A 24,823-nucleotide genomic window follows, 5' to 3' on the forward strand; every position below is an offset into this window, starting at 1 on the left:
CGCGCCCAAGGATACAAGCATGTCCGCAACGTCCATGACTCCCGGGGAAATCGTCTCCGAACTCGACAAATACATCGTTGGCCAGAACCGCGCCAAGCGCTCCGTCGCGGTGGCCTTGCGCAATCGCTGGCGCCGGCAGCAGGTGGCCGAGCCGCTGCGCCATGAAATCCATCCCAAGAACATCCTGATGATCGGGCCGACGGGCGTGGGCAAGACCGAAATCGCGCGGCGCCTGGCCAAGCTGGCCAATGCGCCCTTCATCAAGATAGAAGCCACCAAGTTCACCGAAGTGGGCTACGTCGGCCGCGACGTCGATACCATCATCCGCGACCTGACGGAATATTCCATCAAGCAGACGCGCGAACTGGAAATGCGCCGCGTGCGTTCGCAGGCCGAAGACGCCGCCGAAGACCGCATCCTGGACGCCCTGGTGCCGCCGCCGCGCACCGTCAGCGGCGATCCCGACCGCAACGAGGAAAGCAGCGCGCGCCAGACCTTCCGCAAGCGCCTGCGCGAAGGCAAGATCGATGACCTGGAAGTGGACATCGAAGTCGCCCAACCCATGCCGCAGATGGACATCATGGGCCCGCCCGGCATGGAAGAAATGACGGAGCAGCTGCGCGGCATGTTCGCCGGCCTGGCGCGCGACAAGAAAAAGTCGCGCAAACTGAAGGTCAAGGAAGCCTACAAGCTGCTGATCGAAGAAGAAGCCGCCAAGCGCGTCAATGAAGACGACCTGCGCAGCGCGGCCATCGCCAACGTCGAACAGAACGGCATCGTGTTCCTGGACGAAATCGACAAGATCGCCGCGCGCCAGGAAAGCGGCGGCGCCGAAGTCTCCCGGCAGGGCGTGCAGCGCGATCTGCTGCCGCTGGTGGAAGGCACCACGGTGAATACGCGCTATGGCATGGTGCGCACCGACCACATCCTGTTCATCGCCTCGGGCGCTTTCCACCTGGCCAAGCCGTCCGACCTGATCCCGGAACTGCAAGGCCGCTTCCCCATACGCGTGGAGCTCGATTCGCTGTCCGCCGCGGACTTCGTGCGCATCCTGTCGGATACCGACGCGTCCCTGACCAAGCAGTACACGGCCCTGCTGGCTACCGAAGACGTCCAGCTGGAGTTCACCGACGAAGGCATACAGCGCCTGGCCGAGCTGGCGTTCAGCGTCAACGAAAAGACCGAAAACATCGGCGCGCGGCGGCTGTACACCGTCATGGAAAAGCTGCTGGAAGACCTGTCGTTCGACGCCACGGCCAGCTCCGGCGGCGTGGTGCGCATCGACGCGGCCTACGTCAACGACAAGCTGGCGGAAGCCGCCGGCAGCCAGGACCTGGCTCGCTACGTGTTGTGATCCGACCAGGGGAGCCGCGAGGGCAACTGCCCCGCGGCTTGCGGCCGTGGCGGCGTGCTACTAGCATAGCGCCACTTTTCCACGGAAGACGACCTTGGCCGCAACTACTCCCTCATACATCATCCGCCCCGCCACGCCGCAGGACATCCCCGGGATCCTGGGGCTGATGCGCGAACTGGCCGAATACGAAAAGCTGCTGGATATTTTCAAGGCCACGGATGACAGCCTGCGCGCCTCGCTGTTCGGCCGCACGCCCGCCGCCGAATGCCTGGTGGCGCAGCGCACCGACGAGCAAGAGCCGGCGCTGCTGGCCTACGCGATCTGGTTCCACAACTACTCCAGCTTCCTGTCGCGCCGTGGCCTGTACCTGGAAGACGTCTACGTGCGCGCCGACCAGCGCGGCCAGGGCATCGGCGGCGCGCTGCTGCGGCAACTGGCCGCCATCGCGGTCGAACGCGGCTGCGGCCGCTTCGAGTGGACGGTGCTGGACTGGAACCAGACCGCCATCGACTTCTATGAAAGCCTGGGCGCCGACGTATTGCCGGAATGGCGCATCGTCCGCGTCACCGGTGCCGCGCTGGACAAGCTGGGCCGCGCGGGCGCGGCGCCGCTCGCAGGCCAGCAGCATGCCTAAGCGCCTGACCGTGATCGCCACGCGTGCCGGGGATGACGGCACGACGGGGCTGGGCGACGGCAGCCGCGTCGCCAAGGACAATGCGCGGATCGCGGCGCTGGGCGACGTCGACGAGCTGAACAGCGTCCTGGGCGTGGTGCTGGCCGAGCCCGGCCTGGACGCCAATATCGTGGAAGACCTGCGCGACGTGCAGCACACGCTGTTCGACATGGGCGCGGAACTGTCCATCCCCGGCTATACCCGACTGGACCGCAATCACGTGAGCTATCTCGATGGCCGGCTCGCGCATTACAACGGTACGCTGCCCGCCTTGAACGAATTCATCCTGCCGGGCGGATCGCGTCCCGCGGGGCTGCTGCACGTCGCACGCACGGTATGCCGGCGCGCCGAACGCGCGGTCATCGCATTGCAACGGCAGGAGCCTGTCAACAAGCCGGTGCTGCAGTATCTGAACCGCTTGTCCGACCTGCTCTTCGTTATGGCGCGCGTGGCCAACCGATCGCTGGGCATGGGCGACGTGTACTGGCGCAACCCCAACAAGGCGGAGTGGAAGTAAGCCTTGCGTGGGGTGTGGGCGCGGAACTTGCTCTGGAAGGAATGACGCCAAATGGCGCAACTCACCAAGGAGCATTACATGACCACACGCTTTATCACTCGCGGTCTGCTGGCCGCCGGCGTCCTGGCGATGAGCACCGGAGCCTGGGCCCAGCCCGCCGCCTCGTCCCCCACGGATAGCACCCCCAAGAAGATGGAACAGCGCAGCACGCTGGCCAGCGCCGACAAGGACTTTTTGGAAAATGCCGCGCAAGGCGGCAATGCCGAGATCGAAGGCAGCAAGCTGGCCCAGACCAAGAGCAGCAATCCCGACGTCAAGAAGTTCGCCGAGCAGATGATCCAGGATCACACCAAGGCGAATCAGGAGCTGATGGCGCTGGCCAAGCAAAAGGGCTACACGCCGCCCAATGAGCCCTCCATCATGCAGCGCACCGAGCTGAAGGCGCTGAGCGCGACCAGCGGCACGACCTTCGACAAGATGTACGTCAGCCGCATCGGCGTCGCCGCCCACGAAGATACCGTCAAGATGTTCCAGAAGGCTGCGTCGGACGCCAAGGATCCCGACATCAAGGCTTGGGCTGCCAAGACGCTGCCCGCCCTGCAGCACCACCTGGAAATGGCCAACGCGCTGCACCAGAAGGTCGACGCGGAAAGCAAGGCCAAGAAGTAATACGCCGGCCCAGACAGCCGGGTATTCAGCGGGCGCGCGTCGTGGATGCGCGCCCTATCCGCAGGGCAAGCGCGCACAGCAGCCACGCCATCGCGGCGGGCACGAAGATGGCATGGCTCGGCCACCGGTTCTGCAGCAGCGCGCCGATGATCGCGCCCACGAGCAGGCCGCAGAATGCCGCGAGATGCGGAGCCGGCCGTTGCGCCTGCCGCGTCGCGACGTAGCGCCCCAGCGACTGCCCCAGCCGTGCCAGGGCGCCCGTCACGTAAGTCAATCCCACCGATTGCCCTTCGCTCTTCTCGAAGGCCGCATTCAACACGCCCATCGCTAACACCGCGATCAGGAACGCGGCCGGCCGCCAGACGTCGGCGACGCGTTGGCCATGATCGGCCAGATACACGATCGCGCCGGACGCGGTCAGCATCAGCGCCACTGCGCCGATCACGGCCGCCTGCGCGCGCCGGCTCCATTGCGCCAGGGCTTCGCCCGCCGCGCTGCCCAGCACGAACAAGACCAGGACAAGCGCCAGGCGACCGGCATGCCCCAGGTCCGATTGGGCCAGGGCCACGCCGATATTGGTGGTGTTGCCGCTCATGAAAGAGACGTAGTTGCCGGCCGCGATCAGGCCGATCGCGTCGGTCATTCCCGCCATGCAGGACAGCGCGGCAATGAACAGCGTCCGCATGGCGGGCGCGACCGCGATCAGTTCACGCCGGCCGCGTGCGCCTGCTGATCAGCGTGATACGAAGAGCGCACCATCGCGCCCACCGCGGCGTGGGTAAAGCCCATGTCATAGGCTTCGCGCTCGAACATCGCGAAGGTATCGGGATGGACATAGCGCAACACCGGCAGATGATGCTCGGACGGCTGCAGGTACTGGCCGATCGTCAGCATGTCGACACCGTGTTCGCGCATGTCGCGCATCACCTGCAGGATTTCCTCATCGGTTTCGCCCAGGCCCAGCATCAGGCCGGATTTGGTCGGCACGTCCGGATGCAGGCGCTTGAACTCCTGCAGCAGTTTCAATGAGTGCGCGTAGTCCGAACCGGGACGCGCCTGTTTGTACAGACGAGGCACGGTCTCCAGGTTGTGGTTCATGACGTCGGGCGGGCCGGCGTTGAGGATTTCCAGCGCCCGATCCAGGCGGCCGCGGAAGTCGGGTACCAGCACCTCGATGCGCGTGGACGGCGACTGCTCGCGAACCTGGCGGATGCATTCGACGAAATGGCCGGCGCCGCCGTCACGCAGATCGTCGCGGTCGACCGACGTGATGACGACATAGGACAGCTTCAGCGCGGCGATCGTGCGCGCCAGGTTGCGCGGCTCGTCGGCGTCCAGCGGGTCGGGGCGGCCATGCCCCACGTCACAGAACGGACAGCGACGCGTGCATTTGTCGCCCATGATCATGAAGGTGGCCGTGCCCTTGCCGAAGCATTCGCCGATATTGGGACACGAGGCCTCTTCGCAAACGGTGTGCAGGTTGTGCTCGCGCAGGATCCGCTTGATGTCGTAGAAGCGCGACCCGGGGGTGGCGGCGCGCACGCGGATCCACTCCGGTTTCTTCAGGCGCTCGGCCTGCACGACCTTGATCGGAATGCGCGCGGTCTTGGCCTGCGATTTCTGCTTTTCGGTGGGATCGTAGGGCTTGGCCGAGGGTTCCGTGGCGTGGGCCGCGCCGGCAGCGCCGGTCAGCGGCTGGGCGTGCGGAACATCGGACGCGGCGGGCGTCGAAAACGAGTGGTCTGCGGGCGAAGACATAAGTCGGCTGCGCGCGGCGCCCAGGGCGCCGCCTTTGGGAAAAACCCTAGTGTACTCCCGCCCCTTGGCCGCTCAGCCCCAGGCCCCACCGGCATCCAGCATCCTCGCGAGCTCTGGCGCCGGCCCTGCGCGCAGCATCGCGGCCGCCTCGCGCAGGAAGGCCGGCGTGGCGCTTTCCGGCACCCGTCGCAGCCAGGCAATGGCCTCGTCGCGGCGTCCCCCTTGCAGCAGCAGGCGGCCGTAGTGGAACATGCCCCGGAAATCGCCGCCTTCGGCGCTGCGGCGGTAGCAGTCCAGCGCGGCGTCCATGTCGCGCGGCACGACGTCGCCTGCTTCCAGGAAGCGCCCGACCACGCCGATGGACTTGGCATGCCCCAGATCGGCGGCGCGCCGGTACCACTCCAACGCCGCGGCCCGGTCGCGCGGCACGCCGCCCCGGCCGTCGCGCAGCATGTGCGCGTGGTTGTACATGCCCCAGTCCAGGCCGCGTTCGGCCGCCAGCCTGAACCAGTACGCCGCCACCACCTGGTCGGGCGCCGTGCCCCAGCCGTTTTCGTAGCAGCGTCCCACCATGTTGATGGCCATCAGGTGATCCGCGTGCGCGGCGCGCTTGAACCAGGCCAGGCCGGCCGCCGGATCGCGTTCCACGCCCACGCCATCCAGCAGCATCTGGCCCAGGATGGCCTGCGCTTCCAGCAGGCCAAGGTCCGCCGCCGCCCGGATCCAGGGCGCGAACTGCTCGGGCGGGCCAGCCATCAGCCGCGCCAGTTGCTCGGGCGTGGTCGCGGCCACGTCGGCGGCGGTAAGGAGAATCATGGGACGGGCAGCGAATCGACAATGGTTCGCATTATCACCCAAAGCGACCCTATGCGGTCGAGGCTAGGACGCCAGGCGTGCGATCCGGGCTGCCAACCTGTCGCCGGCCTCCCGCACGGTGGCCGCGACCCCGCAGCCCGCCATGTCCATGGTCGCCAGGTTCTCGTACCCGCAGGGGTTGATGCCCCGGAAGGGCGCCAGGTCCATCGCGACGTTCAAGGCGACGCCGTGATAGGCGCAGCCGGCGCGTATCTTGATGCCCAGCGCCGCGATCTTGGCCAGTTCGCCCCCCGCGGCCGCCACGGGTACGTACACCCCCGGCGCACCGGGCTTGCGGCAGCCCGCGATCCCGTAGCTTGCCAGGGTGTCGATGACGGCGTCTTCCAGGAAGGCGACGTATTCCTTGACGTACATCCCTGCCTTGCGCAGATCGACCAGGGCATAGGCGACCACCTGCCCGGGGCCGTGATACGTGACCTGGCCGCCGCGGTCGGTACGGACGACGGGGATGACGCCGGGATTCAGCACATGCTCGGGCTTGCCGGCCTGCCCCAGCGTGTAGACGGGCTCATGTTCGCAAAGCCAGATCTCGTCGGCCGTATCCGGGGTGCGCGCCGCGGTGAAGGCCTGCATCGCCTGCCATACCGTCTGGTAATCAGCCGGCCGGTCCAGCCACTTGATCATCGAGCGCCTACAGCACCACGGAAACCATGGGATGGCCGTGCAACGCGCGATACAGCGCATCCAGCTGTTCGCGCGACGTCGCGCGCACGATGAAAGTCAGGCCGATATAGTTGCCGGCCTTGCTGGGCCGCATTTCGACCGTGGCGGGATCGAAGCCGGGGTCGAATTGCAACACGACTTCGGTCAGGGTCTGGGCGAAATCCGGATGCAGCTTTCCCATCACCTTGATGGGAAAGTCGCTGGGATATTCGATCAGGGATTCTTCGGGGGGGATAGGCTTCATGCGTACTAGATGAGGGCGTCGGCGGCTTTTCCAAGCAGCGCGGCGATGCGGTCATCATACCCCTGGCGCAGGCGCGTATAAACGGGACCGGGCTTGCCCGTGCCCACCGGCCGGCCGTCCAGGGTGAGCACCGGCAAGAGCTCGCGGGTGGCCGACGACACCATCAATTCATCGGCTTGTTCCACCTCGGCGCGCGAGATCGGCCGCATCTCGAAGGGAATGCCGGCTTCCTCCGCCAGTTCGGCCAGCAGGCCGTAGCGTATGCCTTCCAGCACCAGGTTGTCCTTCAGCGGGCCCAGCAGCTTGCCGCCGGATGCCACCCAGATGTTGCAGGTGGCGCCTTCGCTGAGCATGCCGTCGCGGAACTGCACGACTTCGTCGGCGCCCGCGTCGGCGGCGCGCTGCTTGGCCAGCACATTGCCGAGCAGGGAGACCGACTTGATGTTGCAAAGCAGCCAGCGCTCGTCGGGGATGGAAATCAGCGACACGCCTTGCTCGCGCAGTTGCGCGCTGGGCCGCGTGAAAGGCGATGTCATGCCGAAGACGGTCGGCGTGATGCGTTCCGTGGGAAAACCGTGATCGCGTTTGGCCACGCCGCGCGTCACCTGCAGATAGACCACGCATGACGGCGTCAGCGAGCGGTCGATCAGGCCTTGCACCACGTCCAGCCATCCCGCCGCGTCGAACGGCGATTCGATGCGTATCGCGGCCAGGCTGCGCGCCAGGCGCGCCAGGTGTTCAGCCATGCGGAACGGACGGCCTTCGTACACCGGTACGACTTCGTAGACGCCGTCGCCGAAGATAAAGCCCCGGTCCAATACCGAGATTTTGGCGTCCTGCAAACGCAGGAATTCGCCATTCAGAAAGGCCAGGCTATCGCCCGGCACGCCCGGAATCATGTGTGCTCCTTGCAATCAAGCTCGCTACTGCATCCAGCGCTTGACCATATCGATCATGCGTCCGAAGAACCCGGCGCGTTCGACCGGTTCGCGCACCACCAGCGGTTCGGTACGCAGGGTCTTGCCGTCCAGCGTCAGGCGCAGCGTACCCACGCGCTGGCCTTTTTCCAGGGGCGCAACCAAGGGATCGGTACGCTCGGCGACCGGCTTCACATCGGCGGCCTTGCCGCGCGGCACGGCGATCCATACGGGCGCCGGCGGGCCCAGCTTGGCGGTTTCCGTCTTGCCTTCCCAGACGCGCGCGTCCAGCGCGGGCTGGTTGGCGTCGAACAGCTTGACCGTGTCGAAGTTCTGGAAACTCCAGTTCAACAGCTTCAGGCTTTCTTCCGCGCGCGTGGCTTCGCTATCGGCGCCGACCATCACGGTCAGGATGCGGCGATCGCCGCGCAAGGCCGTGGCCACCAGGCAGTAGCCGGCGGATTCGGTGTGGCCGGTCTTCATGCCGTCCACAGACGGATCGGCCCACAGCAGGCGGTTGCGGTTGGGCTGGTTGATCTTGTTGTAGTTGAAGCTGCGCTGCTTGTAGTAATGGAAATAATTGGGATGATCGGTGATCAGATGGGTGGCGATGGTGGCCAGGTCGCGCACCGTCGTGGTGTGCTGCGGGTCGGGCAGGCCCGTCGCGTTCATGAAGTGCGAATGCTTCATGCCCAGCCGTTCGGCCTCCTGGTTCATCATCGAGGCGAAGGACGACTCGCTGCCGCCGACGGCCTCTGCCAGCGCCACCGAGGCGTCGTTGCCGGACTGCACGATCACGCCTTGCAGCAACTCATCCACCGTCACGGGCTTGCGCGGCTCGATGAACATGCGTGAACCGCCCGTGCGCCACGCGTGTTCCGACACCGGCACCTGCTGGTCCAGGGTCAACCGTTTTTCGTCCAGGGCGTCGAAGACCACATAAGCCGTCATGATCTTGGTCAGCGACGCCGGCTCGACCTGCTGGTCGGGGTTCGAGCCCGCCAGGACCTGGCCGCTATTGACGTCGATCGCGATCCAGGCGCGCGCGGCGATCGCCGGCGCGGGGATGGGCGACACCGCCACCACCTGGGAGATGCCGTTGACATCCGTATCGGCGACTTGCGATGGCGACGCGCCGGACGGCGTGGTGGCGGACTGCGTGGGATTCGTGGCGGGGGCAGCGGCAGGCGCCGCCGGCTTCGCGGCCGCCTTGCCCGGCGCCTGCGCCCAAGCGGCGGGCGCCCCTATTGCCAGCGCCGCGATCAGGCTACCGGCGACGGCTCGCCGTCCAACTATCGAAAGGGAAAAACGGGTCAAACGCGAATTCGTCATCAGCACTCGGGCGCGGGGATCGGTAGGGGCATACAAACCGCACAATTATAGGCAGCCCCATCAGGGCCCACATGGGGGAAAGCGTGCTGGCACGCGCCTTAAGATGCAACCCTATGCAACGATTAACAATAATACTTACAACCTGAAGCCTTACAGTACGATGTCTACACGCTGAAGACCGCCACACTGCACCAAATGCGCATACTGTCGTCTCGACGAAACGAAATGACGGCCCCGGTCGCGTGTCTTGTATGGCAGCAGATACATTATTGTTACTATGCTGAGCCATTCGACCTGAAGCCGTTTGGTAGCCGGGGCGCCCGGCTCTATGCAGTTTCCTACTCTGCAGTCCACCATCATGAGCGGCACCTATCTAGTTGGGACGATACTCCTGTCCCTGATCGTCGTGGCGCTGGCCGCATATACGGCGGTTCTGGCTGCGCGCTTCGCGGCCTCGCGCCGCTCGCTGGACGGATCGCTGCGCGAGGTCAGCACCGCCCTGCAGCGCCTGGCCACGACCGACATGCTGACCGAGCTGCCGAATCGCACCGCACTGGCCGGGGCGACGGACATGGCGATCACGCGCGCGCGCCACACCGGGAATGAGTTCGCCGTACTGCTGATGGACCTGGACGGCTTCAAGCACATCAACGATTCGCTGGGCCACAGCATCGGCGACGGCATGCTGCAGGCCTTCTCCCGCCGGCTGCAAACCTGCGTGCGCAGCGAAGATACCGTGGGGCGCCTGGGCGGCGACGAATTCGTCGTGCTGGTGGAAGGCCTGAACAGCCGCGAAGGCGCGGCCCGCGTCGCCCAGGCCGTCAATACGGCCATGCGCGACGATCTCGTTTTCCAGGGCATGACGCTGCGCCTGACCGCCAGCATCGGCATCGCCATGTTCCCGCACGATGGCGAAGACGTCGAAACGTTGATGAAGAACGCCGACATCGCGATGTATGGGGCCAAGGAGCGCGGACGTAACGGCTTTCGCTTCTATGAACCGCATATGGGGGAAAGCTATCGGCGCATGCTGATGATGCAGCAGGGCTTGAACGACGCGCTGGTCCACGAGCAGCTCAGCCTGGACTACCAGCCGGAGTTCGCCGATGGCGGCGACCGCGTCACGGGCGCCGAGGCGCTGCTGCGCTGGAACCACCCGCGGCTGGGCCTGGTCCCGCCCGGCGAATTCATCCCGGTTGCAGAACGGTCGGGGCAGATCATCGAGATCGGCTTCTGGGTCATGCGGACGGTATGCCGGCACATGAAACGCTGGGATGCCCGCGGCCTGCCGGCCCTGAAGGTATCGATCAACCTCTCGACCAAGCAGTTGTCCCAACCCGATTTCGTCGAGCGCATGGTCGAGATCGCGCGCCAGGAAGGCGTGCCCCCGACCCGCCTGGTGTTCGAGATCACCGAATCCGTGGCCATGCAGGACGCGGAACTCAGTTCGCGCGTGATCCGCGCGTTTCGCGCGCATGGCTTCGGCATCGCGATAGACGATTTCGGGACGGGCTATTCCAGCCTGGCCTACCTGCAGCAGTTCCGCGCGCAGCAGTTGAAGATAGACCGCTTTTTCACCCAGGGTCTGGATACCCATGGCGAGGAAGGCCGCGCCATCGTGGCGGCGATTCTCGCCATGGCGCATACGCTGAACATGGAAGTCGTGGCCGAAGGGGTGGAAACGACCACGCAGCTGGATACGCTGCGCGCGCTTGCATGCGACCACATGCAAGGCTATCTGCTGAAACGGCCCATGCCCCTGGCGGCCTTTGAGTATTTCCTTGAAGGCCTGCGCGGCGGCACGTCCGCGGCGGACAAGACCCTGGAAGGCGGCCTGCCCGCCTGATTCCCGCCATGCGGCCCCGGGTTTGTCCCGTAGGGACGGCTAGCCGGTTTATTTGTAGCATTGAGCAGACAAGGATACTTGGCGCACCGGCAGCCTCAGGAGGGGCGATGGACGCTTACGAATGGCAGGAAGCCGCGGAGCGCTGGACGGTGACAGGCGTCGCGCGACGCTCTGGCGCGGGCGAGCCGCCTGTCATCGCCCGTGCGCAGGGCCCTGTCATCCACGACACGCTGGGGCGTCGGTACCTGGATTTCGGCGCCATCCCGAGCGGCGCCGTATTGGGCCACAACCACCCCCGCTATGTGACCGCGATCCGGCAAGGCCTGCAGGTCATCGGCAGCGACGCCTTCCTGGACGGCGACGCCTTGCGGCTGCATCGCCGGCTGGGCGAGATCCTGGCGCCACCGCTGCAGAAATCGATACTGGCCCCGCGTGGCGTAGCCACCCGTCTGGCAGCCGGCATCGCACAAACGGTCACCGGCGCGGCCGGCCTGATGTGGGTCCGTCCCGCCCCTGACGGCGTATTGCGGTTCTTCCATCCGGCAGCGGCCGTCCCGGCGCAGGCGCCGATTCCTCCGCTCGTCCCCATGGTGTCGCCCGCCGCCGGAGAAGCGGCCCGCGCCTGTCCGGATCCTGCCCAGTGTGTCTGCGGCAAATCGCCAGGCGAACGCCCCTGCCCCTGGGTCGCATTCGAAACCGCGCTGCAGGCGTGCGAACGCAAGCCCGCGGGGCTGCTCATGGCACCTTTCGCGGGCGGCGCGTTCGGGCCCGGGCATGGCTGCGCCCGCCTGCTGCGGCGCCTGTGCCACCAGCACGGCATGCTGCTGGTCGTGGACGAATGCGCAACGGGTTATGGCAGGACCGGCCGCATGTGGGGGCACCAGCATGACGATATCGTCCCTGACATCCTTATCGCATCGGCCCGCTTCGGCGCGGGCCTGTCGATAGACGCGGTATGCGTCCCGCCGGACATCGCCGAGCAGGCGGCGACCAGCAGCCCTGAGGTGCTGCGTGGGGCGCTGGATGCCGGATGGCATGATCCGGTGGCCTGTGCGGCGGCCGTCACGGCCATCGATATCGTGCAAGACGAGGACCTCGTCGCTCGCGCGGCGGCCATCGGCGAGCATCTGAAGCTGCGTCTGGACGCGATGGCCCTGGACAAGCGCCTGATCGGCGCCGTATATGGCCGCGGCACGCTATTCACGATAGAGCTGACGCCCGGCGACAAAACCGGCGTGTCCGCGCGCGCACTGGCGCGCACCTTCGCGCGAGCCTGCCATGACGAAGGACTGCTGTTGCCGGCTCCCGCCATCGATGCGGCCGATGGCGCGATCCATCTGGCGCCGCCCATGGTGACGACCATCACGCAGATCGACGAAGGCCTGGATATCGTGGACCAGGTCCTGCGCGAGATGAACGACAGCGTGGTCGCGGATACCGGTTCAGGACAGGACGCGTTGCAGCCGGGTCAGCACCAACTGGCGCAATAGCAGCAACTTGCCGTGGAAGAAATGGGTGGCGCCGGGAATGACGACCACCGGTACCGAGCGCTCGCGAGTCCAGTCGAACACCTCGCCCAGGGGTACCACTTCGTCCTGCTCGCCGTGCACGATCAAGGTGTCGTCCGGCAACGCGACCTCGCGGAACTGGAAGCGCCATACCGCGGGGCCCGCCAGTATCAGGGCCGCCGGCCGCGCCGCGCCGTCCGCCGCCAGCGTGGCATCCAGTTGGGCAGCAACGGCAGTGCCGAAGGAAAACCCCGCCAGCACCCAAGGCAAGCCGGCCAGCGACGGCTGGCGTTCCAACCATTGCGCCACCAGTTCGCGCATATCCGCGGTCTCGCCCTGCGCCTTGTCGAAAGCGCCAGCCGATGCCCGCACCCCGCGAAAATCCGGGCGCAGGGCCACCAGGCCTTGCTGCACGCAGGCGCGCGCAATGGTCGTGACGACTTTGTTGTCGCGCGTCCCCTCATGCAAGGGGTGGGGATGCAGCACCAGGGCCCAGCCGCGCGGCTCGTCTTCCGGCCAGTCCACCGCGCAATCGATGCGGCCGGCCAGGCCATTGAATTCAAGGGTTTCGGTACGGGCGGACATGGCGGATGCTCGTCAAGGCAAAGAGCGGAATGTTAAACCGGCGCGCGCCGCGTCCGCCGCACCGGCCGACGTTGACGGCGCCGAGGCTGAGCCCGCCGATGAGGCGTTCGTTGTAGCCTGGCTCGCGGCCAGGCTCCGGTCCACCCACGCGGCCAGATCGGCCGCGGCGGCGTCGGTCGCCGCGCGCAGCGCCTGCACGCCGCCTTGCGCATCCTGAGTGGGCGCGGGCGCGCCACGCGCGAGGCGCACGGCGTCCACCACGCGGCGGTCGCGCAGCAGCACGGCCTGCAAGGCCACCTGCCCCGTACTGGTGCCGCCATCCGGCGCGTAGACCTGCTCGAAGCGGGTCAGCGTGACCTGCAGCAGCGGCGCGCGCGGATCGACGCCGTCCTGCACCACGGGCCCGGCGGCGGACAGGCGATCGACGACGCGCTGCTGCACCAGTTGCGAAGGCGGCGCCGCCCAGCGATACGTCGCATAGGAGTGCGGGCTGGCGCTGTCGCCGACACGCCAGATCACGCCGGTGTCGGTCAGCATCTGCGCTGCCGAGAAACTCACCGCGACAGCCTCGCGGCGCGCGCCGTCACGCAATGTGGATGCCGGGGCAGCGGCGGCGCCTGGCGCCATCGACGCTCCGGCGGTCCCGGACGCTCCGGACGCCGCGGTTGCCGTGTTCGACGGGCCCAGATCGAACAGCTGCGCGGGCGCGGCGCCGCGGCCCAGGCTGCAGCCGCCCAGGACCACCGACACTACCAGCATCAGCGGCAGCTGCCACGCCACGCCTCGTATCGCATACCCCGCCGTGCGCTTGCTCATTGCTGTGCTCTCCCGAATCCTTCGAAGCCGGCTTCGCCCGGTCCCGGCCGGGGCGGCGGCGCGCCAAAAATGATCGATTGCGGCGTATCCCCGACGCGGCGCACGGTCGACGACAGATTGCGCGCCGTGGCGCTGACCTGGTTCGCCATGCCGCTGACGGCCGGCAGCGTCTCGTTGGACAGCCGCGACGCGGCGTAGGCGATTTCGCGCAGGCTGCGCGTGGCCACCGCCAGCGGACCGTCGGGGGCATCCAGGCGCGCCACCGCGACCCGCGCCTGCTGCGCCAGCGCCGAGATGTCGCGCGCGGTCCCCTGCGCCTGGCGGGCGGTTTCGTTCAGGCTGTCCACCAGGGGCCCGATCCTCGCCATCATGGGCCGCAACTGCGTGCTGGCGTCCTTCAACGACGCCGAGACCGTCGCGGCGTCCTGCAAGGCCGACTGCAGCGCCTGCACGTTCTGGTCGTTCAACAGCACCGCCAACTGGCTGGAGATCCTGTCGAGATTTCCGACGATGTTCCCGCCGCCTTGCGACAAACGCTCGAACAGGCCCGGCCGCAAGGGAATTTCCGGCAGCGCATCGCCCTGCCGCGTCAGCCGCACATGCGAACTGCCGTCGTCGCGCAGATCGATGTTCGCCAGGCCCGTCACGCCCTGCACGCCCAATTCCGCCCAGGTCGCCGACGTCACGGGCGTGGTGGGCGCCACGCCGATGCGTATGCGCACGCGTCCAGGCACGTTGGGGTCGAAGCTCAGCGATTGCACCTTGCCCACCGGCACGCCCTGGTAACGCACCGGCGACTGCTGGGTCAGCCCGCTCACCGCCGTCTTGGAAACGATCTCGTATTCGGTCAGGGTCGTACGGTCGCGATTGATGAACAACGCGATCAACAGCACGGCCGCCAGCAGCACCAGGGTGAAGGCACCCGCCAGCAGCGCGTGGCTACGGCTTTCCATACATCAACTCCTTTGGAGCCAGGTCGCCAAGCGCGCGCCGGCCGCGCTCGCCCAGGAAGAAAGCGTGGATGAAGGGATGATCCACCTTGAGGATCTCCGGCACGGTATCGCAGGCGATGACGTGCTTGTCGGCCAGCACCGCCACGCGCGACGACAGCGCGAGCAGCGTATCCAGGTCATGCGTGACCATCACCACGGTGAAATGCAGCTGCCGGTGCAGATTGCGCACCAGATCGACGAATTCATCGGAGCGCTGCGGGTCCAGTCCCGCCGTCGGCTCGTCCAGGAACAGCAGTTGGGGATCCAGCGACAGCGCGCGCGCCAGGGCCACGCGCTTGATCATGCCGCCCGACAGATCGGCCGGACGCTTGTGCGCGTCGTCCGGCGACAGGCCGACCATTTCGAGGCGGCACATCACCACGTCCTGCACCAGCCCCTCCGGTATGGTGCGCAGCTCGCGCAGCGGCAAGGCGACGTTGTCGAACACCGACAGCGCGGAAAACAGCGCGCCGGCCTGGAACAGCACGCCCCAGCGTCGCGCGAGCTGCCCGCATTCGAAGGTGCTCATCTCCGACACCGGCATGCCCAATACCGTCACGCTGCCGGCCGCCGGCTTGTCCAGGCCCATGATCTGCCGCAGCAGCGTAGTCTTGCCCGAGCCCGATCCGCCCACCAGCGAAAGGATTTCGCCGGGGTAGACCGTCAGGTCCAGGTTCTCGTGCACGACGTGATCGCCGAAAGCCGTCTTCAGCCCCACGACCGAGATGATGGGCTCCACCGTCAGCGCGTTGTCGGTGAACAGATGCCGCTGTTGACTGATATCGTCCTTCATAAAGGCACCCCGCTCAGTATGACGGCATACAAGGCATCGACCAGGATCACGCCCGTGATCGACGTCACCACGGACGTCGTCGTACGGCGCCCCAGGCTTTCCGTATTGGGCTCGATGTTCAGCCCGAAATAGCAGGCCACGAGCGCGATCACCACGCCGAAGGTGGCGCCCTTGACCAGGCCGATGCCGTAGTTCGACAAGGTCACCGCGTCGGGCAGCGAATTCAGGAACCAGGACAGCGGCACGCCCAGCTGCGCACGCGCGGCCAGCATCCCGCCCAGCAGTGCCAACGCGTCGGTCCATACCACCAATAGCGGCATCGCCACCGCCAGGGCCACCACGCGCGGCAGGATCAGGCGCTGGCTGTACGAAATGCCCATGACGGCCATGGCGTCGAGTTCCTGCGTAACGCGCATCACCCCGATCTGCGCCGTGAAGGCGGAGCCCGAACGGCCCGCCACCAGGATGGCCGCGAGCACCGGCCCCAGCTCCCGCACGATCGACGTGCCCAGCAAGCGCACGATGAAGCGGTCGGCGCCGTAGTTCTGCAGCTGCTGCGACGACAGGTAGGAAATGACCACGCCGATCAGGAAGCCGACCAGCGCCGTGATGCCCAGCGCCTGCGCGCCGGCGCGGTAGATCTGCGCGGATATCTCGCGCCAGGGCCCGCGCGCGGGATTGCGGATCAGCGTCCCCAGGTCCAGTATCAACTGGCCCAGCATGATGATCATGGCATAGCCATGGCGCGCGCCGACCAGGATGGCCTCGCCCAGCTTGACGACGGGGCCCAGGCGGTCTTCCGGAGGCGGAGGCGGCGCCACGGTTTCGTGTGGGTGCGCGGCCAGGGCGTCGAAGACTTCTTTCATGCCGCCCGACAGGCGTACGCGTTCGGGCAGCTTGTCGCCCCAGGCATGCCAGATCAGGTTGGCGCCGACCGTGTCGAGCCGCCCGATGCCGGTCAGGTCCCAGCGGGCATCCTGTCCGGCGGCCTCCAGGGCCCGGCAGCGCGCCAGCACCTCGCCACGCCGCGCCAGGGCGTGGACGCTCCAATCGCCGCTCACATAGCAGACGCCGCCGGACAGACGGAAAGGCGGCGCGGCGGCGGACGACGGAGTCAGGGCGGTCTGGACCATGGGCGAATCGATGGGGCCGGTCTGGCGCCGACCCTCGTGGGCGCGAACAGGGGTAATGATACGCGGAGTGGGTTGCGGGGCGGTGGCCGTGCTCGGGCTCGCGGCCCTGCGGCATGGCTGCGCGGCCCACGGACCGCAGGGGACAAAGTCGGCACTGACTATAAAATCCGGTCTGGATGCCCGTATTCCCCTTCGCTTCCGCTCGCGGAAGCGCCGCCCTGCTTCAGCAATCGCCGTTCCCTCGATGCCGCGCCCACCCGAACTTCCCTCGCCCGAACACATGGCCGACGCGCTGCGCGCGCGGCTGATGGACCGAGCCGCCGCGCCTTTCGGCGGGGTGGATTGGGTGGCGGAGACGGGGTCGACCAATGCGGATCTGCTGGCGCGGGCGCGCGCAAGCGGGCTGGGGCAGACGCCCGCGCCAGGGCAGTCGCGGCAGAACGCGCCCGGCGATCATTCCTCTGCCGGCCGCGCCAGAGGCAAGCCATGGCTGCTGGGGGCCCACCTGCAGCAGACCGGCCGCGGCCGCGCCGGGCGCGCCTGGCAGAATCGGCCAGGCCAGGCCCTGATGTTCTCCTGCGCCTTCGACACCTCGCTCGCCCCCGCGAGCCTTCCCGTCCTGTCGCCGCTGGCCGGCCTGGTCGCCTGCGAGGCCCTGCGTGCCATCGCGGGACCGGGCGGCGATCGCCTGTGCGTCAAATGGCCCAATGACGTGCAATGGGGCAATGGCAAACTCGCCGGCGTCCTGGTCGAGACCACGCGCAATCCGGGCGCGCCGGCGGCGGGCCATACGGTGGTGATCGGCATGGGCATGAATCTGCTCGATGGCGCGGCGCTGTCGCAGGCGCTGGGACGCGAGGTCGCGGATTGGGCTTCGAGCGGATGCGGCGCGGCGCTCAGCGACGTCGTCGCCGAAGTCGCCCTGGCCTGGCGCGCGGCGCTGGCCCAGGTGGAAAGCGAAGGCTTCGCGGCCTTCGTCGGCCGCTTCCGGCGGCTCGATGCGCTGGAGGGACGCGATATCAAGGTGCTGGACCGAGGCAATGTGCTGCATCAGGGTCTGGGCTGCGGCGTCGATGCACAGGGCAGGCTATGCGTGCGCACCTGGGAAGGTGAAGTGCCGGTGTCCGTCGGCGAGATCTCGGTGAGGCCGGCATGAAGACGATTTTGTTGATCGATTCGGGGAATACGCGGCTGAAGGTCGCGGTGGTTGCGGTGGGCGGGGGCGGCTCGGCAGGCTCGGTCGACGCGGCGAGCGCGGCCGACGCCCTGGCCGGGACCGCCGTTGACTGGCCCCTGGCCGCGACCGCCGGCGGCATACGCGCCCACGCCATCGACACCCACGACGCCCAGGGATTCGCGGATTGGCTCGCGGGCCTGCCAGCTGCGCCAGTCGGCGCGTTGGGCACCAACGTCGCAGGCGCGGCCCGCGCCGCCGGCATCGAGGCAGCCCTGGCGCAGATAGGCTGCCCCACGCGCTGGATTCTGCCGCAAGCCCAGGCCTACGGGCTGACGTCCCGCTACACGCAGCCGGAACAACTCGGCGCGGATCGCTGGGCCTCCATGCTGGGCGTGATGACGCTGCGAACGCCAATGTCGCCCACGCCCACCGCCGGCCATACAGCGGCAGAAAGAGAAACACCCTCGCCTTTCGTGCTGGCCAGCTTCGGCACCGCCACCACGATAGACACCGTCAGCGCGGACGGCGTGTTCGAAGGCGGCCTGATCCTGCCCGGCCCGGCGCTGATGAAAAGCGCCCTGGCCGCGGGCACCGCCAACCTGCCCCTGGCCCAGGGCCAGGTCACGGCCTACCCAACCGACACCCAACAGGCGATCTCGTCCGGGGTCGCGGCCGCGCAGGCCGGCGCGCTGCTCAGGCAATGGCTGGCTGGGGTGCGGCGCTATGGTGCGCCCCCGCGCATTTACGCCGCTGGGGGCGGCTGGCCGGAAGTCGAAGGGGAGATCCGGCACTTGCTCAGCGACGCGGCGGAAAGCATGGGCTACTTGCCGCCCACCATCACCGTGATCGAAAATCCCGTACTGTATGGCCTGGCGCGCATCGCCCGCGCCGAGAACCTGGGGCTGTCCTAATGCGCATACTCTTCATCCTGATCGTGCTCGCCAACGTCGTCGTCTATGGCATCGGCCAGGGATGGCTGGGCGTGCAGCCGGACGATGAAGGCCGGGATCCGATGAAGCTGCAGCAGCAGTTGAATGCGGATAAGGTGGTGGTGGGGAAAGCCCCTTGAACTCAGGGACTGTCGTCCTCGCGGCGGTAGAACACGAAGCGGCGCATGATGAAATAAGACAGCAGGGCCATGGGCAGCGTCAAAATCAACTGCGCAAGGATGGGCCCTTCGAGCCAACGCCGCAGGGCACTGAGCGCCACATAATTGACGCCATAAATCGCCAGATAGCCGCAGATAAACCTGGGCAGCCGGGCAAGCATCAGCATGCGGAACACATAGCCGCCGATGGAGAAAAAATTGAAAACGATGCCCGCGACGATGCCGCACAGTAGCGCCACCCCGACTGGCGCGCCGGCTAACACCGCGCCGCCATAGCAAGCGAAACCCACAACGGTATTCGCTATGCCGGCGAAACAGAATCTCAGGAAGGTACTGTCCGACAGGATTGTGCCGATGCGCGACCCGCCACGCCGCTCGCCCGCGGCCGGGCGCTGCTCCAGAGTCATTGCTTGAACCCGACAGTCATCACATTGCCGACGTTGAAAGCGAGCTTTTTGGTATCCAGCCCATAGCGATTCATTGCGTTCAAAACTCGCTCTTTCGTGTTCATGCTCAAGGGCGTCAGGCGCATCCAGTATCGCAAGCTATACCGGTTCCTGAAGGGATGAACCTCTACCTCGGAATAACCGGCGCGTTCGAAAAGGGCCCGTATGCTGCGCTTGGAAAAAAGCTGCAGATGCTCGATATCGATGATAGGCGAGCGCCGCCCCAGCAGACGATTGACCGGCGCTCTGTAGTCGTGCGTCACCGTCGCAAACACGCCGCCGGGACGCAGCAGCCTGTGCGCCGCCTGCGCGATCGCCTCGGGATCACGGACATGCTCCATCGTCATGAAGCAACAAACCAGATCGAAAGAAGCAGGTTGAAAATCCGCTTCATTGAACATGCCAGCGCGTATCCACGGTCTGCGATGCTCGGGCGCGGCCGCAATCGCCGCCGTCGAAGGCTCGACACCTGCCAGCACAGTCATCCCGGACCGCGCCAGATATTCCAGGAACACACCGGTGCCCGTGCCGATTTCCAATGCGCTGCGCCCGTTGCCCAACCGCCGCAGCGCCGGCTGAATCGCGCGGCAATACGCAGCGGCGGCATCGTCGGCCTCCTCGGCGCTATCGTAGTCGGCAGAATGATATGCCTGCGCCAGCTCCGACTCGTCAGGTGGCGTGTCGGCATAGACGACGTCGCAAACAGTGCAGCGGACCAGGCGGTGCGACATGAATTCCGGAACCTTGCGGGATGCGAAGCTGAACCCCGATACCTTGGATGCATCGATGCTGTCCTCGAGGAACAGTTTGGCCTTCCGCTCGTCGGCATGGCATACAGGGCAAGGGCGTGTCATCTTTTGCATGAGAATCGAAAGTCGCTAGACTGAGCAATATAAACAGCGATCCCGGTACGGGGTCACGTCCGGCATACGCCCGTGGCAACCGCCGCCGGCATCAATCAGGGCGCCGAATCGAACGCGTTGCCTGAAGGAAATAGCCCAGCGGATCCTCCGCGGCGCCCCATCCCAGGCGGTCGGCGGCATGGGCGGCACAAACGAAAGCGGCGGCCAACAAGCCGGTAATGACGCCAAATGGCATTGTAAAAACCAGCCGCCAGCCTTGTCCGGGACTGAACAGCCGGAGCGACAACACGGTAAGCTTGTTTGCTATCGCGCCGACATCGGAACCACGTTCCGCGATCCGGATATCCGCGAACCCATGCCCGGATAAAAGCGCTCGAAGCCGGTTCCTCGTAAACCGATGGTAATCGTGGGGCAGATGATGCAGCCGCGCGGACCACGGAACGGTCAACAGCAAGGTACCGCCCGGCTTCAACACACGGAACATCTCGCTTACCAGCAACTCCGGATCGCTCGCATGTTCCATTACCTCAACGCAAAGCACCGCGTCGAATGTGCCGTCCGCGAAAGGCATGGAGCCGCCATCGTAATAGGTGACATCCCTCACCGACTCCGACATGCCGAACTCGGCGGCGTTGGCGATATCCAGGCCGAAATAATGCACCCTTTCCGGAAGCCAGCTGCGCCATGGCGACTGGCCCGCACCCACATCCAATACCTTCCCGTCCAGCGATCCCAGCGCCGGCCGCAGATGCTTCACTATCGTGGCCAGTTGCAGGTCCACCACGCAGCGGAGCCGAAAAGCCCACGGATTGGACGAGGGCGGCTTGACGGAAATCGGCTGAAACGCTTCGCCCGGCGAATCGTCGGCCTCGGCACGGGATCTGGTGCGAACCATCTTTGCCGTGTCCTTATTTGGGCAACAATTCGGTCGCCACGCCATTCCGGATCAACGAGGCGCGGATAAGGCGAGGACGACCCTTCACCTCCAGCATTATCTTCGCCACATACTCACCCACCAGGCCGATGGCGAACAGGTTGAACGAACCGAAAACCAGAATGGTAATAAGCAGCGTCGTCACCCCACGCGGCGCGATATCAGGAAAGAATATCCGTAGCAACGCCACCACCACCGCGGCAAGTATGGAGAAACCCAACGCGACCACACCCACGGAAGTCAGCATTGTCAGCGGAGTATTGCTGAAGGAAAATATGCCGCGCTTGGCCCATTCGATATTCTTCAGCAAGCTGTTGGTCGTCCGGCCAAACATGCGCTCAGGCCGGACGTAGTCCACGCCTGTCTGCTTGAATCCCACATAGGCTCGCAGGCCGCGCACGAAAAGGTCGCGCTCGGGACAATTAAGCAGCCATCCCACTACTCGCCGGTCGATCAAGGAGAAGTCACCCGCATCCAACGGGATATTCACATAGCTGAACATGGCGAAGAGCCGATAGAACAGCTTGTACATCGCCCCCCAGTACCACGGCATTTCCCGCTTCACGCGACGCCCGTAAACGACATCGTAGCCTTCCAGCCATTTCTCATGGAACTTGGCGATAAGCTCAGGCGGATCCTGCAGATCACCATCCAGCAGCACAACGGCCTCTTTGGTGGCAAGCTCCATTCCGCTGCGAAACGCCATCTGGGAACCGAAGTTCCGGGAATGCGTTATTCCGATAACCTTGGGATCCGAGAGCGAAATCTCGCGAATGACTTCAGCGCTGTTGTCCGGGCTGCCGTCGTTCACCAGGATGATCTCGTAGTCGACCCCGAGCGAACGGAAAGTCTCGGTCAGCCGTCGATACATGTACGGAATGGCTTGGCCGTCCTTGTAGCAGGCGACAATCGCGGAAATACTCCTGCGGCGCCCTTGCGCATGCTGCTTCGTTGCCTGCGCAATGTCGTCATCACTCAAGAGGCTTATCCAAGCGGCGGTTGCCCGCAAACCTTCTTCCATCCCCGTCGTGGCCTTCCAGCCCAGTTGTTCCCAGGCCTTGCTGGGATCGGAATACCAGTCAGCAAGGTCCCATTTTCGGGCCTGCATGGTGGAAAACACGGGCTCGCCCGGGATAGCGAACACCTGCTTGGCCAACGCCGCCAGATCGGCGATGGTAAATTTTTTCCCCGCGCCGATGTTGATGTTCTCGCCATACAGGCCGGGATGCATTCTCACCGCGGCCATGATGAAGGCCGCGCACACATCGTCGATATAGACGAAATCGCGCGACGTATCTGGATTGACCAGCGCCGGATACTTTCCCTGCAGGCCCTGCCTGACAATATTCGGCAATAGGCGCGACGTGTCCTCCAGCGGCCCATAGACGGAATACAGCCGCAGATTGACGCAGGGAAAGGATCGATATCGACCCATATATTGCATGTACTGCGCAATCGCAACCTTGGAAACCGCATAGGGGCTGTTGGGTTCGCAAACGCCGTCCTCGGCCGGGGCAGTGCAATTCGTACCATATTCGGAAGAGCTGCCAGCGTGCACGAAAGCCGCCACGCCGCTTTTCGCCAGCGCCTCAATAAAATTCACCGCCGACAGAAAGTTGGTCTGGTAGATCAGCGTCTGATCTTCTTCGAATGAATAGGCGCCATATGCCGCGCAATCCAGTACCGTTTGCGGACGCACGGTATTGACCAGATTCTGTACGGAGGCATAGTCGTTGAGATCGACCGCGACAATTTGGTCTTCCTTGACATCGGCAAGCCGCCAGTTGCGGTCGCGGCGCACTGCCGCGTATACGTCATTGCGACGTGCGGCGATCCGCTTGAACAGGTTCGCCCCGATGAAGCCAGAAGCTCCGGTTACCAGAATCGGCCCACGCAACGCGGCAATGTAGTCGTCTAGGGCAGGCATCAGCGCAGTTCGTCCACAACGGAGATCAAGGTTGAAACATCGAGGCCCGACTCGCGCCGGAGATAGGTTTGGGAGCCATAACGACCATAGTTGTGCGCTCTGGCATGGAGATGGCGGAAACGACCTACCAGTACACCCAGCGACGAGAGTGACAACATAAGGTCCGCCGCAGCGCTTCCCTGGCGCACATGCTCTTCCGCGACCACCAGGGCGTCACGCTCCCGGATCTGCGCGAGCATCGATTCCGGTATGCGATGCCGCGCGATAGGCAGCTCCGCCAGCGCCCACAGGTTGGGACGCGTCTCCACGGGCCTGTCCTGACATGCCGCTATATAGGTACCAGCCAACGGGCCAACCGCGACAACCACAGGCCCATCGCCCTGGACCAGTTGGCGCCACGCCCCATAGGCTGGCACGGCGTAACCCGACGGGGGTTCGCCCCGTCCCATCCGCAGATAGGCAGGACCGGCGTGGCCGCCGGCTTCGTCGACGACGGCCGCCACGTCCTCGTCGAACACGGGAACATAGACCGACATGTTCGGCAAGGTCAGGAGTACCCCGTAATCCTCGATAGCGTGGTGCGTCGGCCCCATTACGCCATAGCCGTAGCCGCCGCCATTCCCCACCAGCTTGACTGGCAGATCGTGGAAGCAAATATCATTTCTGATCTGCTCGAAGGGACGCGCATACAGGAAAGGGGCAATGCTATAGACCCACGGCGCCAGGCCTTCACGCGCCAAGGCTGCCGCCACCGAAATAAGGTTCTGTTCAGCAACGCCGCCGTTTATGAAGCGACGTCCCATGGCTTTCTGTAGCGGCTCCAAGGCCATGAAGCCCAGATCTCCCGTCAGGAACACCATACGTTCGTCGGCGCTCCGTTCGACCAGCGCGTCGCAAAGCTGCTTCCTCATGTCTTATCACATTCTTCCAGGGCCGCACTCAGCTGCTCGGCGCTCAGCGGCAGATAGTGCGAATCCATGCGGTTCTCGAGAAAGCTCACGCCATGTCCCTTCGTGGTTTGCAGAAAAACAATCCTTACCTTGTCCTGGGGCGCGGCCAGAGCCATGCGTATGCTGTCCGCATCATGGCCGTCAATAATCCGAATGTCGACATCGAAGCCGTCGAGACGGCTCCACAACGGATACATCGAAGCCACCTCGCCGGTGGAACCGAAGCCCTGGAAACCGTTGTGGTCCACCAGCACGACCAGATTGCTCAGCCGGTGATGCGCTGCGAATATCAGTGCTTCCCATGTGGATCCCTCCTGCCATTCGCCGTCCGAGGTCAGGCAGGCGACCCGGCCTTTCCCACCCTTCAGCCTGAAGGCCAGTGCGGTGCCCGCTGCCAACGAAAGTCCATGCCCCAGGCTCCCGGTAGCGAAAGGAATATCGGGGAACCCACCTGCGGGAGGATGTCCGGGCAGCATCGTATCGTCGCCGTGAAAAGTGGTCAGTTGCTCATCCGAGAGCTTTCCAAGTGTCCACAAGGCGATATAGAGCGCGCCGGCCGAATGGCCTTTGGAGAGGATAAATCGGTCATCCTCGCTCAGAAACTCGTGAAAGACGACCAGCATGGCGTCCAACGCGGACAGGTTCCCACCCAGATGGCCGACCCTGCTGTCCGCATGCATCTTCAGCAGGCGTTTGCGAGCCTGCACGAAGTCGGCGCGGCTCAGAATTCTTTTGTTCATTC

General features: G+C 65.5%; 27 protein-coding genes. 9 read left to right on the forward strand and 18 right to left on the reverse strand.

What is annotated here, in order from left to right:
• Positions 1-19 precede the first annotated feature (19 nt).
• The 4 genes from hslU (at position 20) to CAL12_RS26760 (ending at position 3,213) form a co-directional block, all read left to right on the forward strand.
• Positions 20-1,354, forward strand: a complete 1,335-nt coding sequence (gene hslU / locus CAL12_RS26745) for an ATP-dependent protease ATPase subunit HslU (protein ID WP_086067380.1) — start codon at positions 20-22, stop codon at positions 1,352-1,354.
• A gap of 166 nt (positions 1,355-1,520) precedes the next feature.
• Positions 1,521-1,988: a GNAT family N-acetyltransferase gene (locus CAL12_RS26750; RefSeq protein ID WP_086067381.1), complete on the forward strand. Its 468-nt coding sequence runs from the start codon at positions 1,521-1,523 to the stop codon at positions 1,986-1,988.
• Positions 1,981-2,544 (forward strand): cob(I)yrinic acid a,c-diamide adenosyltransferase, encoded by a 564-nt coding sequence (locus tag CAL12_RS26755; protein WP_086067382.1) that lies wholly within the window; start codon positions 1,981-1,983, stop codon positions 2,542-2,544. Before CAL12_RS26750 ends, CAL12_RS26755 begins: the two co-directional genes overlap by 8 nt.
• A gap of 78 nt (positions 2,545-2,622) precedes the next feature.
• Complete coding sequence (locus CAL12_RS26760) at positions 2,623-3,213, forward strand: DUF4142 domain-containing protein (protein ID WP_086068139.1); 591 nt, start codon at positions 2,623-2,625, stop codon at positions 3,211-3,213.
• Positions 3,214-3,238: 25 nt separating this feature from the next.
• Here CAL12_RS26760 and CAL12_RS26765 read toward each other — a convergent pair whose 3' ends face one another.
• From CAL12_RS26765 to CAL12_RS26795, 7 genes are all read right to left on the reverse strand, one after another.
• Entirely contained in the window at positions 3,239-3,898 is a 660-nt protein-coding gene (locus CAL12_RS26765; RefSeq protein ID WP_086067383.1) for a YoaK family protein, read from the reverse strand.
• Positions 3,899-3,915: 17 nt separating this feature from the next.
• A complete protein-coding gene (lipA, locus tag CAL12_RS26770) occupies positions 3,916-4,971 on the reverse strand; it encodes a lipoyl synthase (RefSeq protein WP_232464641.1) in 1,056 nt (351 codons plus the stop codon).
• Between the two features lie 72 nt (positions 4,972-5,043).
• Positions 5,044-5,787 (reverse strand): tetratricopeptide repeat protein, encoded by a 744-nt coding sequence (locus tag CAL12_RS26775; protein WP_086067384.1) that lies wholly within the window; start codon positions 5,785-5,787, stop codon positions 5,044-5,046.
• 63 nt (positions 5,788-5,850) lie between these two features.
• Positions 5,851-6,471 carry a lipoyl(octanoyl) transferase LipB gene (lipB, locus tag CAL12_RS26780; RefSeq protein ID WP_086067385.1) on the reverse strand — a complete coding sequence of 207 codons (621 nt, stop codon included), beginning with the start codon at positions 6,469-6,471 and terminating at the stop codon, positions 5,851-5,853.
• A gap of 7 nt (positions 6,472-6,478) precedes the next feature.
• Positions 6,479-6,754, reverse strand: coding sequence for a YbeD family protein (locus CAL12_RS26785; protein WP_086067386.1), 276 nt, complete (start codon positions 6,752-6,754; stop codon positions 6,479-6,481).
• A 5-nt stretch (positions 6,755-6,759) separates the two neighbouring features.
• Positions 6,760-7,653, reverse strand: a complete 894-nt coding sequence (locus tag CAL12_RS26790; RefSeq protein ID WP_086067387.1) for a D-amino acid aminotransferase — start codon at positions 7,651-7,653, stop codon at positions 6,760-6,762.
• Between the two features lie 24 nt (positions 7,654-7,677).
• Positions 7,678-9,003 carry a D-alanyl-D-alanine carboxypeptidase family protein gene (locus CAL12_RS26795; protein WP_086067388.1) on the reverse strand — a complete coding sequence of 442 codons (1,326 nt, stop codon included), beginning with the start codon at positions 9,001-9,003 and terminating at the stop codon, positions 7,678-7,680.
• A 328-nt stretch (positions 9,004-9,331) separates the two neighbouring features.
• Here CAL12_RS26795 and CAL12_RS26800 point away from each other — a divergent pair, with 328 nt between their 5' ends.
• Together CAL12_RS26800 and CAL12_RS26805 are read left to right on the forward strand one after the other, a co-directional pair.
• Positions 9,332-10,849 (forward strand): putative bifunctional diguanylate cyclase/phosphodiesterase, encoded by a 1,518-nt coding sequence (locus tag CAL12_RS26800; protein ID WP_086067389.1) that lies wholly within the window; start codon positions 9,332-9,334, stop codon positions 10,847-10,849.
• 107 nt (positions 10,850-10,956) lie between these two features.
• Positions 10,957-12,339: an aminotransferase class III-fold pyridoxal phosphate-dependent enzyme gene (locus tag CAL12_RS26805; protein ID WP_198298334.1), complete on the forward strand. Its 1,383-nt coding sequence runs from the start codon at positions 10,957-10,959 to the stop codon at positions 12,337-12,339.
• On the opposite strand, the gene CAL12_RS26810 is transcribed toward CAL12_RS26805, so the two are convergent.
• Genes CAL12_RS26810 through CAL12_RS26830 form a run of 5 tightly spaced genes read right to left on the reverse strand, consistent with a single transcriptional unit; the run spans position 12,292 to position 16,676 of the window.
• Positions 12,292-12,942 (reverse strand): alpha/beta hydrolase, encoded by a 651-nt coding sequence (locus tag CAL12_RS26810; RefSeq protein WP_086067391.1) that lies wholly within the window; start codon positions 12,940-12,942, stop codon positions 12,292-12,294. The genes CAL12_RS26805 and CAL12_RS26810 overlap by 48 nt on opposite strands.
• Positions 12,943-12,954: 12 nt before the next feature.
• A complete protein-coding gene (locus CAL12_RS26815) occupies positions 12,955-13,758 on the reverse strand; it encodes an ABC-type transport auxiliary lipoprotein family protein (protein WP_232464642.1) in 804 nt (267 codons plus the stop codon).
• Positions 13,755-14,711, reverse strand: coding sequence for an MlaD family protein (locus tag CAL12_RS26820; protein ID WP_086067392.1), 957 nt, complete (start codon positions 14,709-14,711; stop codon positions 13,755-13,757). The genes CAL12_RS26815 and CAL12_RS26820 overlap by 4 nt, the downstream gene beginning before the upstream one ends.
• Positions 14,698-15,543 (reverse strand): ABC transporter ATP-binding protein, encoded by an 846-nt coding sequence (locus CAL12_RS26825; RefSeq protein WP_086067393.1) that lies wholly within the window; start codon positions 15,541-15,543, stop codon positions 14,698-14,700. The genes CAL12_RS26820 and CAL12_RS26825 overlap by 14 nt, the downstream gene beginning before the upstream one ends.
• The gene (locus tag CAL12_RS26830) at positions 15,540-16,676 is read right to left on the reverse strand and encodes an MlaE family ABC transporter permease (RefSeq protein WP_086067394.1); all 1,137 of its coding nucleotides are present in this window, start codon (positions 16,674-16,676) and stop codon (positions 15,540-15,542) included. Before CAL12_RS26830 ends, CAL12_RS26825 begins: the two co-directional genes overlap by 4 nt.
• Before the next feature lie 244 nt (positions 16,677-16,920).
• Between CAL12_RS26830 and CAL12_RS26835 the strand changes: the two genes are divergently transcribed.
• From CAL12_RS26835 to CAL12_RS28360, 3 genes are read left to right on the forward strand one after another with little or no spacing between them, the layout of a single operon-like run.
• The gene (locus CAL12_RS26835; protein WP_086067395.1) at positions 16,921-17,832 is read left to right on the forward strand and encodes a biotin--[acetyl-CoA-carboxylase] ligase; all 912 of its coding nucleotides are present in this window, start codon (positions 16,921-16,923) and stop codon (positions 17,830-17,832) included.
• On the forward strand, positions 17,829-18,764 hold the full coding sequence (locus CAL12_RS26840) for a type III pantothenate kinase (RefSeq protein WP_086067396.1): 936 nt from the start codon (positions 17,829-17,831) through the stop codon (positions 18,762-18,764). The genes CAL12_RS26835 and CAL12_RS26840 overlap by 4 nt, the downstream gene beginning before the upstream one ends.
• Positions 18,764-18,922 (forward strand): hypothetical protein, encoded by a 159-nt coding sequence (locus CAL12_RS28360; protein ID WP_086067397.1) that lies wholly within the window; start codon positions 18,764-18,766, stop codon positions 18,920-18,922. The genes CAL12_RS26840 and CAL12_RS28360 overlap by 1 nt, the downstream gene beginning before the upstream one ends.
• Positions 18,923-18,924: 2 nt before the next feature.
• Here the strand turns inward: CAL12_RS28360 and CAL12_RS26850 are convergent, their stop codons facing one another.
• The 6 genes from CAL12_RS26850 to CAL12_RS26875 form a co-directional block, all read right to left on the reverse strand.
• A complete protein-coding gene (locus CAL12_RS26850; RefSeq protein WP_086067398.1) occupies positions 18,925-19,368 on the reverse strand; it encodes a GtrA family protein in 444 nt (147 codons plus the stop codon).
• Positions 19,365-20,270, reverse strand: a complete 906-nt coding sequence (locus tag CAL12_RS26855) for a class I SAM-dependent methyltransferase (protein ID WP_086067399.1) — start codon at positions 20,268-20,270, stop codon at positions 19,365-19,367. Before CAL12_RS26855 ends, CAL12_RS26850 begins: the two co-directional genes overlap by 4 nt.
• A 91-nt stretch (positions 20,271-20,361) precedes the next feature.
• Positions 20,362-21,165 (reverse strand): class I SAM-dependent methyltransferase, encoded by an 804-nt coding sequence (locus CAL12_RS26860; RefSeq protein ID WP_157793136.1) that lies wholly within the window; start codon positions 21,163-21,165, stop codon positions 20,362-20,364.
• Positions 21,166-21,178: 13 nt separating this feature from the next.
• Complete coding sequence (locus tag CAL12_RS26865; protein ID WP_086067401.1) at positions 21,179-23,131, reverse strand: NAD-dependent epimerase/dehydratase family protein; 1,953 nt, start codon at positions 23,129-23,131, stop codon at positions 21,179-21,181.
• The gene (locus tag CAL12_RS26870; protein ID WP_086067402.1) at positions 23,131-24,042 is read right to left on the reverse strand and encodes a transketolase family protein; all 912 of its coding nucleotides are present in this window, start codon (positions 24,040-24,042) and stop codon (positions 23,131-23,133) included. Before CAL12_RS26870 ends, CAL12_RS26865 begins: the two co-directional genes overlap by 1 nt.
• A complete protein-coding gene (locus tag CAL12_RS26875) occupies positions 24,039-24,821 on the reverse strand; it encodes a transketolase (RefSeq protein ID WP_086067403.1) in 783 nt (260 codons plus the stop codon). The genes CAL12_RS26870 and CAL12_RS26875 overlap by 4 nt, the downstream gene beginning before the upstream one ends.
• Positions 24,822-24,823 lie beyond the last annotated feature (2 nt).

It is taken from the genome of Bordetella genomosp. 8 (genome assembly GCF_002119685.1).
Taxonomy (GTDB): domain Bacteria; phylum Pseudomonadota; class Gammaproteobacteria; order Burkholderiales; family Burkholderiaceae_B; genus Bordetella_C.